The sequence below is a fragment of the Kitasatospora sp. NPDC091257 genome, assembly GCF_044757675.1.
Lineage (GTDB): Bacteria > Actinomycetota > Actinomycetes > Streptomycetales > Streptomycetaceae > Kitasatospora > Kitasatospora lactacystinica.
Window position 1 is genome coordinate 1 of record NZ_JBIVVI010000171.1, and the last position, 10,498, is coordinate 10,498.

General features: G+C 69.5%; 10 protein-coding genes and 1 pseudogene. 8 read left to right on the forward strand and 3 right to left on the reverse strand.

The window, feature by feature from the left end:
- Positions 1-35: 35 nt before the first annotated feature.
- Both ACIQOV_RS10925 and ACIQOV_RS10930 read right to left on the reverse strand, forming a co-directional pair.
- Entirely contained in the window at positions 36-227 is a 192-nt protein-coding gene (locus ACIQOV_RS10925; RefSeq protein ID WP_401047290.1) for a DUF397 domain-containing protein, read from the reverse strand.
- Positions 220-1,083: a helix-turn-helix domain-containing protein gene (locus tag ACIQOV_RS10930; protein WP_401047292.1), complete on the reverse strand. Its 864-nt coding sequence runs from the start codon at positions 1,081-1,083 to the stop codon at positions 220-222. The genes ACIQOV_RS10925 and ACIQOV_RS10930 overlap by 8 nt, the downstream gene beginning before the upstream one ends.
- Positions 1,084-1,349: 266 nt before the next feature.
- Between ACIQOV_RS10930 and ACIQOV_RS10935 the strand changes: the two genes are divergently transcribed.
- From ACIQOV_RS10935 to tgmC, 8 genes are all read left to right on the forward strand, one after another.
- Positions 1,350-1,712, forward strand: a complete 363-nt coding sequence (locus ACIQOV_RS10935; protein WP_401047295.1) for an ATP-binding protein — start codon at positions 1,350-1,352, stop codon at positions 1,710-1,712.
- A complete protein-coding gene (locus ACIQOV_RS10940; RefSeq protein WP_401047297.1) occupies positions 1,709-1,954 on the forward strand; it encodes a hypothetical protein in 246 nt (81 codons plus the stop codon). The genes ACIQOV_RS10935 and ACIQOV_RS10940 overlap by 4 nt, the downstream gene beginning before the upstream one ends.
- A 295-nt stretch (positions 1,955-2,249) precedes the next feature.
- Positions 2,250-2,561 (forward strand): hypothetical protein, encoded by a 312-nt coding sequence (locus tag ACIQOV_RS10945; RefSeq protein WP_401047300.1) that lies wholly within the window; start codon positions 2,250-2,252, stop codon positions 2,559-2,561.
- Positions 2,485-3,015, forward strand: a complete 531-nt coding sequence (locus ACIQOV_RS10950) for a DUF6879 family protein (protein WP_401047302.1) — start codon at positions 2,485-2,487, stop codon at positions 3,013-3,015. The genes ACIQOV_RS10945 and ACIQOV_RS10950 overlap by 77 nt, the downstream gene beginning before the upstream one ends.
- A 29-nt stretch (positions 3,016-3,044) precedes the next feature.
- Positions 3,045-3,893, forward strand: a complete 849-nt coding sequence (locus ACIQOV_RS10955) for a helix-turn-helix domain-containing protein (RefSeq protein ID WP_401047305.1) — start codon at positions 3,045-3,047, stop codon at positions 3,891-3,893.
- 100 nt (positions 3,894-3,993) lie between these two features.
- Entirely contained in the window at positions 3,994-5,451 is a 1,458-nt protein-coding gene (locus ACIQOV_RS10960) for an ASCH domain-containing protein (protein ID WP_401047308.1), read from the forward strand.
- On the forward strand, positions 5,448-5,870 hold the full coding sequence (locus ACIQOV_RS10965) for a low molecular weight phosphatase family protein (protein ID WP_401047310.1): 423 nt from the start codon (positions 5,448-5,450) through the stop codon (positions 5,868-5,870). The genes ACIQOV_RS10960 and ACIQOV_RS10965 overlap by 4 nt, the downstream gene beginning before the upstream one ends.
- A 212-nt stretch (positions 5,871-6,082) precedes the next feature.
- A complete protein-coding gene (tgmC, locus tag ACIQOV_RS10970) occupies positions 6,083-7,225 on the forward strand; it encodes an ATP-grasp peptide maturase system methyltransferase (RefSeq protein WP_401047311.1) in 1,143 nt (380 codons plus the stop codon).
- 162 nt (positions 7,226-7,387) lie between these two features.
- Here tgmC and ACIQOV_RS10975 read toward each other — a convergent pair.
- Positions 7,388-10,498: pseudogene (locus ACIQOV_RS10975) on the reverse strand (hypothetical protein); the annotation flags it as partial.

Below are 10,498 nucleotides of genomic sequence, written 5' to 3' on the forward strand. Positions count from 1 at the left end.
CCCAGGTGGGCGAGGGGCGCTGCGGGGTGGGGCGGTCAGGCGTGGTGGTCGAATTCGCCGGTTTTGAGGCCGTGGAGGAGGGCGGCGAGGGTGGCGGGGGTGGTGCGGAGGATGAGGTGGCCCTCGTCGGACTCACGGAGTTCGACCGCCCCGGGGACCGAACGGACCTCGACGCACTCATTGCTTGAGGCGCTGTAGCTGGACTTCTGCCATGCCGATTCAGGCATACGTTTCTTCCAGTTCCTTCTTGATGGATCGGATGAAGTTTCGAGATCCATCTTCAGGGAGAGCTGTGGAGTCAAGACGCGCGAAGATCGCCCGGTACTTGGCGAGGTCCGCTGGAGAGTCGAAGAACAGGGCGCCCTGCGAGACGTCCAACTGGATGGTGTCGAGTTCGGGGACCGGTCCCTCCGCGAACGTGAGGTTCTCTCCGGCGCCGGGAAACGTGTCAACTGCGAAGGGAACGACCCGAACGGAGATTCCGGGCTGCTGGGAGTCTTCGAGCAGGGCGTCAAGCTGGTCCACGAGCACCATCGGCCCACCGAACTGCATCCTCAGTGCGGCTTCGTGGATGAATGCTCGAAACGGTGTCCGGCCGGAACGAATGACCTGTTGCCGCTGGATGCGGAACGCGGTTCGGATGTCGACATCCTTGCGGGGGAGCGGTGGGAAGATCCTCTTGAAAACGGCCGAGGCGTAGCTGGCGGTCTGGAGGGGGCCTGGGATGTATGTGGTGGTGCACATGGAGAGCTTCTCGGCATGGCCTTCGATCTCGGCGACCTCAAGGTAGTCCGAGGTGAGGACCTCGCCATACTCCTCCCACCAGCCCTTTCCCCTCTCCGTGATTATGGCGGTGAGCGCGTCGATCAAGGGTCGGTTGGCGCAGTTGCATGCGGCCGCGATGGTGTGGAGCCGCTCGACGCTGATGCCGATCCGGCCTGACTCCATCTGTGTCACCTGGGCTGGACTCATACCTACGGAACGGCCGAGCTGCGAGCCGCCGAACCCGGCGTGCTCGCGGATTCTTCGCAGTTCGGTCCCAAGCCTGCGTTGACGGAGCGTTGGGTTCGATCGTGGCGGCATGACTTCCTTCCAGGCGTGCGTGTGGCCAGTGTGCCGCGCGTGTCGATCGGCGGTCCACCAGTTACCACCGTAGGGGGAAGAATCCAGGGAGGGTGGAAATTTGGATACTTGTGTGCGCTATGGTCGATCTCACATCGATCCGACGGATCGTCAGTAACGCCTGCTGGCAAGCACCGAAGAGCAGCCACCTCCATCTCCACCGGCCTGGCTCACGGCGACACCTGTTCCGCCGGTTCCTCCCTCACTCACGCCTCGGGAGAACTCCCATGCGTCACGTCAACACCCCCACCATCGCCATCGCCCGTCAGACCCTCCACAACACCATGACCCGCGTCGGCTGGTCCCCCTCCGTCATCTCCGACGCGCAGCTCGCCCTCTGCGAGCTGCTCGTCAACGCCTGGCGCCACGGGGACACCCCCGCCCCGCTCGTCGAGATCATCTCCACCAACGGTTCGCTGCGCGTCTCGGTCACGGACGGGAGCCCGATCCTCCCCACCACCCCGCCGCTCTCCCTGCTCGCGGAGTCCGGCCGGGGCCTCCAGTTGGTCGAGGGCCTCACCCACCGCTGGGGCGTCGACCCCCACGAGCGCGCCAAATCCGTCTGGTTCGAGCTGGACGGCGCCGCGTGATGGCCCGCCGCCACCCGATGCTGCCGACCGACCCCCGGATCCGGCACTACACCGACGCCCACATCAGCACGCTCCTCGCCGAAGTCCAGGACCGGGGGCGGAAGTTCGGCCTGATCTTCCCCTCGGCCGGCACCGACCGGACCATCGACGGCCGCGTCCTCGTCCGCTTCAACACGGCGCCGGCCTCGACGCTGTTGAACCTCCTCGTCCTGCTCCTCGACGCGGAGCGGGACTTCTCGTGAAGTTCCTGATCGGGACGGCCTTCGCCGTCCTCCTCGCCGTCGCGGTCTCCATCGTGGCCCTGGGCGTCGTCAACGCCCTCCGCACGACCCCGCCGCCCGACGAGGACGCCTGACCCCGCCGGCCCCCGCCGCCCACGCGCCGGGGGCTGCGGCACTGCTCCGGGTCGGCCCGGGGTCGATCGGACGGGCGGTTCGTCAGGAAACGCCGGACAAGGCGGAACCGGGCGCCGGATGCTGGTAGCCGCGTCACCTTCGATCGCGAGAATGCGCAAGCCGTGTGACAGGAGAGGCAGCCATGGGCCTAGAGTTCTTCGGAATCGATCCTGAGACCAACGCGGAGGGCTCGCCCACCGTCTGGGCGGACGTGGTTCAGCGTCGACTCGTGATTCAGAGTGACACCGTCACCGGGGCCGAGCTTGCGGAGGTCAGCGGGACCGAGTGGGTTGCCGGTCACAAGGTCGGTGTGCCTGCCCACGAGTCCGTGATCAGCATTCCCGAGCGAATGATCCCCTTCATCAGGAAGGCTTGCGATGCCATCGAACGTGCCGGACTTCAGGAGCCTGCTCCGGGAGACGAAGAAGTCGGCCGTGCATCTGGAGATGCGTGATCAGTACAGCGTCGCCGACGAAGCCGACCAGTTCGCCGCGTGGCAGGCCGGGCACCGGTACTCCCCGGAGGACCGGGACGAGTGGTGGCATCCGTTCCACGACTTCGTGGTGGAGACCATTGCCCGTGGGGTGACCATCCGGCGTGCCCGGATCGTGTCGGAGCCCGTCACCGAGTACATCCGCTACGAGCACTCCCACACGTTCACCAACATCGTGGCCGGTGAGCAGATCCTGTGGCTGCCGCGGGCCCGGGCGCTGGACCTTGCGCTGCCGGGGGCCGACTTCTGGTTGTTCGACAGCCGGATCGTGCGGTTCAACCTGTTCACCGGTGACGGTGAGTGGGCTGACCCCCGGAACGTGATGACGGAGGAGCCGGCCACCGTGGAACTGTGCACGAAGGCCTTCGAGGCCGTATGGGAACGGGCGGTACCCCACGAGGACTTCGCGGTCTGAGCGGCTTCGAACCACCGGGTGGACAGCACATGCCATCGTCGCCTTCGTCCAGTGTCGTCGCAGCGCGCAAGGCCATCGCCGACCAACTGGTCGAGATCCGCAAGGACGCCGGGCTCAAAGGGGGCGAGCTGTCCGCCCTGTGTGGTTGGCATCCGGCCAAGACCTCGCGCATCCAGTCCGGCAAGGCCGCCCCGTCGGAAGACGACATAAGGACCTGGTGCACCGCCTGCAGGGCCGGCGACCGGATCCCCGACCGGATCGCGGCATCCCGTGCCGCCGACTCGATGTACCAGGAGTGGAGACGCCGGAACAGCTCCGGCATGAGGCTCGCCCAAGAGAAGGTCATCAGCGACTACGAGCGTACGAGGCTCTTCCGGATCTACGCCTCGAACGTGCTCCCCGGCTTCTTCCAAACCGCCGAGTACGCGACGGCGCTCCTGCAGTCCATCACGGACTTCCAGGGCACTCCGAACGACGTTGCCGCAGCCGTACCGGCGCGTCTGGCGCGGGCGCAGCTCATGTACACGGGGGCGCGACGGTTCGCGGTCCTGGTCGAGGAGTGGGTGTTGCGAACCAGGATCGGCAGTGCGGAGGACATGGCCGCTCAGCTCGGTCACCTGCTCACGCTGATGTCGCTGCCGTCCGTCTCCATCGGGATCATCCCGGCCGGGTGCCCGCGCACCATCTGTCCCCTCGAAGCCTTCTACCTGTTCGATAATCAGCGGGTAGCGGTGGAGACCCTGACCGCGAAGGTCAACGTGCTCCAGCCCAGAGAGATCACGGACTACATCCGGGCCTTCATGGACCTGTCCGGCATGGCTGTGTACGGGGTGAGGGCCAGAGCGCTGATCGCGGCAGCCATTGCCTCCTTGGAGTGATGCTCCGCAAGAAGGCGCAAGTTCGTTGAGCGCGCCGTGCCGGGGCTTCTACGGTCTGTCACGTACCCGCCGCACCATCCCGACCCGAGGGAGGCGAACCATGACCGTATCGACGTTGAGGTCCCCGAACACGGTGCTCGCCAACGCCGTTGAGGACGCCGTGGACGTCCTGCGGCCCCGCATCATGGACTACGACATCGAGAGCATCGGCTTCTCCGTGGGCACGCAGATCAACGGTCATCCGCACCTGGGAACCCACCTCGTCCAGAGCCTCGCCTTCCTCCTGGCGGAGCGGGCTCGCGACGAGTTCGGTATCCACACCACTGTGGACTTCTGCGCGCTCGACAACTCCCCGGCCCAGACCGTCAGGGTCGACGGGCGGCGCTACCAGCGGGCCTACGCCCACGCCCTGAGCGCCGACGAGATCACGGCACTCCTCGCCCGGTACTACCTGCCGCTGTTCGACGCCTGCCGTGCCCGGACGAACGTGCCGTACACGGTCACCACCTACACCCGGCAGCAGGACACCCCGGCGTTCCGAGCCGAGTTCCTGCGGACGTTGGAACTCCTGGACGCGGTCGGCACCTGGCTGTCGCCGAACAGCGGGAGCGCGCACATCCGGCTGCCCTGCCCGGTGTGCGGCTGGGCCGAGAAGTACGCGGGCCGGACTCGGCTGCTGGAACTGGACGAGGCAGGTGGCCTGTTCGAGGCCGCCTGCCTCGAACACGGCCGCTACGAGGCCGATATCACGCCCTTGGGCGGTGGCTACCTGGACCTGGCCACTCTCTACCGCAACGTCGTCAAGGAACGCTCCTACCGGCCCGACGACCGCACCCTGCACGTCATGGTCAAGGGCGGCGACTGGGCCTTCGGATGCCAGCTCGTCGACGGCGCGCACGCCGCCCTCGGCCCGCCCGCCGGGCCCCTGCCCGTCCGGATCTTCACCCCCCAGATCCTCGGCAGCGACGGAGGCAAGCTCTCCAAGAGCCTGCTGCGCGAAGCCGCCGAAGCCGGGCCCGCAGCCCGGGACGACATCACCCCCGCGTGGCTGCTCGACCCCTCGGCCTGGCCCGGCACCCAGGAGGACTACGTCGAGGCGCTGACAGGTCTCGGCGAACTCGTGCTGAGCGACCCCAGGCACTTCTTCCGGTCCTACACCACAACCGCATTGGAAGCCCTGATGAGCACCCGCCGGCCCGCCACGCACAACTCCCAGGCGCAGCGCCCCCGCAACATGCCGATCTACCGGCAGTACTTCGACCTGATCGCCAGCGGCGAGAAGACCGTCGAAGTCCGCGTCGCCTACGAGTCGATGAAGCGGATCAGGGTTGGGGATCGGATCAACTTCACCTGCCGCGAGTCGAGTTGCCTGACCCGGGTCACTCGGATCGGGAAGTACCGCACCTTCGAGGAGATGTTCGGCGCCGAGAACGTGGCGGCCGTCAACCCGAAGGCGACCGAGGCCGAACAGCTCGAAGCGATCCGCGCCATCTTCCCGCCCCACAAGGAAGCTCTGGGCGTGCTCACCTTCGAGATCGAGCGGGTGGACCCCGAATGAGCTCGACCCGCCGCAACGTCCTGGTGATCTGCAAGGGCAACCACTGCCGGTCCCCGATCGCCGCGCTGATCATCGCCGAGCGTGCCGGGGGCGCGCTCGATGTCCGCTCGGCGGGCACCCGGAACTGGCACGTGGGCAAGCCCGCCCACCCGCTCATGATCCAGGCCGCCGCCGGCTTCGGCTACGACCTCACCGGGCACCGCGGGGCCGTCCTCGACCGGCACCTGATCAGTTGGGCGGACGATCTGGTCGCCGTGGACGAGGAGACCGCCGACGCCGTCCGGGGCCTCGTCGGCCCGGACCGGCCGGTGCGCGTCCTCGGCTCCGGCATCGCCGACCCCTGGGGCGGCGGCCTGGACGACTTTGTCCGGGCGGTGGCGGAGATCCAGGACGCGGCCCGTCCCTTCTACGTCGCGTAGCCGACCCGGCACCTTCCTGCCGCCCTGCCTTGCCCGTACACCATGCGGGCGGGCGGGACCGCACCTGCCATCCTGCGCACCGGCCACCCGTCCCAAGAGAGCAGGTGAGGGGCGGGGCAGCCCGAACGGCCAGTGGGCATGGCAGCCGGCCGAGACCACCGACGCCATCGCCCACGCCCTCGCCGACCAGCTCCAGAAAGGTTCCGCCGCACATGAGCACACCGGCTGAACTCCGCAACGCCCTGGCCGACAGGCTCGCCGGGAACGGTGCGCTCACCGAACGCGCGTGGGAGAGAGCCGCGAGGGACGTTCCGCGGGAACTCTTCGTCGGAACCCACTTCGCCCCGGTCACCGGCAGCTTCCCGACCGCCTACCGGCCCGTCCGCGAGGGCGAGCCCGGCTGGCTGGAGGGCATCTACGACGACCGGACGCTGGTCACCCAACTCGACGGCCGCATCGGGCCCGAGGACACGGCCGGGGAAGCCGTGACGGGCATCCCGTCCTCGTCGTCCACCCTCCCGTCCGTGGTGCTGCGCATGTGGCAGCAACTCGATGTCGAGCCCGGGCACCGCGTGCTGGAGATCGGCACCGGGACCGGGTACTCGACCGCCCTCGGCGCCCACCGCCTCGGGGACGCCAACCTCACCAGCGTCGAGTACGACCCTGCCATCGGCGTGGCAGCGGCGGCGGCGCTCAAGGCCGCGGGATTCTCCCCCCGGCTCATCGTCGGGGACGGACTGCGCGGGGACCCGGACGGCGGCCGGTACGACCGGCTCATCGCCACCTGTTCGGTTCGGTACATCCCTCTGCCATGGCTTCACCAGGTCAAGCCCGGCGGTCGGATCCTGGTCACCCTCTCCGGGTGGAGCTACGCGAACGGCCTCGCGCTGCTCGACGTCACCGGACCCGGCGAGGCCACCGGCCGGTTCCTCACCGACCAGACCGGTTTCATGATCGCCCGCCCGCACGACCGGCCGCCCCGACCGACGCTGGACCTGCTGCCCGGTGGGGAGTCCCCGACCCGCATCGACCCGGCGACGCTCGACGGCTGGACGGGCGGCTGGGTGGCCCAACTCGCCACGCCCGCAGCCATCCGCACGGGTGCGGGTGCCCAGCAGATCCTCTGGGACCTGTCCACCGGATCGCAGGCGCGGACGGCACCCGGCCCCGGCGGCGGGTGGACCGTGACCCAGCGCGGGCCCGTCCGCCTGTGGGACCGGGTCGAGCGCGCGGTCCAGTGCTGGCAGGCGGCCGGCGAGCCGCACCAGGGCGGCTTCGGGATCACCGTCTCGGCGGCCGCACAGCGCGTCTGGCTCGGCACCGAGGACGGCCCGGGCTGGGACCTGCCCATCTGAGCAGGCCCGACGACCGCACGCTCCAGGCGCCGACGGGTCCGGGTGAGCGCCCGGGCCGTCGCGGAGATCCAGGGGTGGGTTTCGACCGAGCAGGCATCGAGCCGGCCGGTCGGCCTGGCGTCTGCCGCCAGGCCGACCGGACTCGATTTCTCTGACGGATGGTCAGACCAGGTACCAGGAGCGGAAGTCGGCTCCGGGTGCGGGCTGGTCGATCGCCCAGGTGGTTCCTGCGACGTCGGTGGTCATGACGATCATGGCCCCGTTGTCGAGGAGTGTGACGCGCGGGTCCCCGGCGAAGGTCATGTTCGGGTTACCGAGGTAGGCGCCGGTGCTGAACCCGGTGGTCGGGCCGCCCTGGCCGAACAGGGCGATGTGTCCGTTGCCCGTACGGGCGACGAGATTGACGGTGCCGCCCGCTCCGGGGGACAGGACGATGCTGGTGGCGCCGCCGGTACCGCCGCTGACGCTGATCTTGTACCACTCGCGGAACGCCGTCCCCGGCGCGGCCTGGTCGATGGCCCAGACGTCGCCGTTGACGTCGATGGCGGCCACGGTCATGCCGCCGCTGGCGGCCGTGGTGACGCTGGGGTCCCCGGCGAAGACGGGCGAGGTGGTGCCGAGGTAGGCACCCGGGCTGAATCCGCTGGTGGAGCTTCCCTGCCCGAAGTAGCCGATGTGGCCGTTCGTCGTGCGGGCGAACAGGTTGACGGTCCCACCGCCGGCGGGGGACAGCACGGCTGCGGCGCGGCCCGTGAGGCCGCCGCTGGCGCTGACCTTGTACCAGGTGCCGAACGCGGCGCCGGGTGCCGGCTGGTTGGTTGCCCACAGGTCGCCTGTCGTGTCGACGGCGGTGACGACCATGCTGCCGTTGGCGGTGAGGGTGACGGCGGGGTCCTGGGCGAGGACCGGCGCGGAGCTGCCGACCGCCGCCGCGGGGCTGAACGACGAGGTGGGCCCGGTCTGGGCGTAGTCGACGATCTGGCCGGCGCGGGTGCGGGTGAAGACGTGGACGGTGCCGCCGGCGCCCGGCGACAGGATCGGCGCGGGGTCGCCGGTGTGGACGCCGGGGCCGCTGAGCTGGTACCAGCTGCGGAAGCCGCCCGTGGTGCTGGTCTGGTTGGTCGCCCACAGGCTTCCGTCGGCGTTGGTCTTCACCGCGACGAGCGTGCCGTTGGCGGCCCTGGTCATGGCGGTGGCCGGGCTGCGCAGGCTCTGTCCGCCGTCGAGTGCGGTGACGGTGTGCAGGTTGCCCTGGGCGGCCAGGCGCGGCAGCCCGAGCCCGGTGGGCGTGCCCGGGTACATCAGCAGGCAGCCGGTGGGGCAGGTGGTGCTCTGGGCAGTCCCGTCGCCGGTGTAGTAGGTCACCTGGGTGGCGGGATCGGCGGGTGTGGTCGCGAGGAGGTCACCGGTGGTCTGGCCCGGGGTCGGGGTGAACAGTCGGTAGCCCTTGCCGCTGTCGGCGACGGTGCCGTGCAGGTTGCCCGGGGTCGTGATCAGGGGCCGGTGCTGGGGGTCGAAGCCGGTGGCGTAGACGGCGCCGGCGGCGGGGCTTCCGGCCTGGTATCCGAGGCCGTCGGCGTTGCGGGCGCCGAGCACGAGGCGGACGCGCCCGTACTCCGCGTCGTTCGGGTCGGTGGTGTTGCGCCGGGCGAGCAGGTCGGGGATGCCGTCGCCGTTGACGTCGCCGGGGGCGAGCACGTCGTAGTCGGCCCACCCGGAGACGGAGACGACGGTGCCGGGCTTGAGCCTGGTGGTGTCCGTCCCGGTGGCGAGGGGCCCTGCGTCGGTGCCGCTGTAGAGGAGGAGAGCGTCACCGTCCTTGGCGATCAGGTCACCGCCGGGAAGCATGTCGACGTTGCCTGCGGCGACGATCTGGCTGGTGCCGGACCAATCGCCACCGCTGGGGTGGAGTAGTTCGGTGCGCTTGGACTCATCGGGGGCGCCCATGCCGTTGCCCGGGTAGAGGTAGAGCCGGGTGCCCTGCTTGACGAGGAAGTCCTCGTAGCCGTCCTTGGTCAGGCCCGGGCTCTGGCTGGCGAAGTCGCCCCGGTGGGTGATCTGGGCGCCGGACCAGCCCGGGTTGGCGACGGTCCGGGGCTGGTCGAAGGTGCCGTCGCCGCGGCCGGGGTAGAGGACGAGTTCGCCGGTGCTGGTGGCGGCCACTAGGTCGGAGTGTCCGTCACCGGTCAGGTTGCCGGGCCGGTCGCCGGCCAGGTTCGGGTCGGTGGAGTCGTGGACGAAGTTGCTCGGGGCGGTGGTGATCAGCGTGGTACTGGAGTTGGGGCCGCCGTCCGAGCCGTCGTAGGGGGAGAGGTTGCCGGCCTTGTCCATGGCCTGGACGGTGAGCCGATTGGTCGGCCACAGGGTGGGGGTGAACGTGACGGTCGCGGTCCCGTCCGGGCCCGCGTCCACCCAGGTGCCGCGGCATCCCTGGTTGACCACGGGAAGCGGCTTGTTGAGCGAGTAGCAGAAGCCCTTCAGGCCGAACTGGTCGCTGGAGGCGAACTTGACCGTGCGCGGGCTACGGGCGGGCACGTCCTGGGTGTCGATGCTGTGGCCGTCCGCGGAGGTGACGGTCGGCTTGGACGGGGCAGTGCTGTCCACGTTGAAGCCGCAGTCACGGCCGAAGCCCGAGCCGGCGCTGCCGTCCTCGGCCTGGACGTGCCACTTGTAGCGGCCGCCATCGTGCATCTTGGCCCAGCCGAGACTCATGATCGCCCAGGTCCCGTTGGGGGCGGAGGCCCGATCGACCAGGATGTACTGCCCGGTGTCGTGGTCCCAGGCCTCGAACTTGGCGCTCAGGCTGACGTCGGTGTCCGGGTCGGAGATCCTCGCGGTCAGAACGACGTCGTTACGCCCGACGGTGGGCCAGCTGGCCGGGTCGCTGACGCACGGCACGTTGACGTTGCTGCTGCTGCCCGGCGTCCACTGGCCCTCCCACGCCGCGTAGTCGTGGAGAACGGGGGGCCGGTTGTACGTGACCTCGAGCCACGGATTGTTCTTGAACCGCTTGAAGCTGTTCTTGTTGCCGAGATAGCTGTCCGGAGTGCGAAGCCCGAGGGCGAGGTTGTCGTCGCCCCGGTCGGCTGCGCCCTGGACGACGGCGCGCAGGTTGTCGGTGCTGAAGTCCACGCCCTGCACCCCGGGGCAGTAGGTGGGGTTGCCGTGGGCGAAGGCCTTGGCGTCCAGTTGCCAGATCCAGGGGGCCTGGCTGTTCCAGGTCGGCGTCGTGGTGTTGATGGGGCCGGTCGCCCAGAGTTCGGTGTTGCCCGC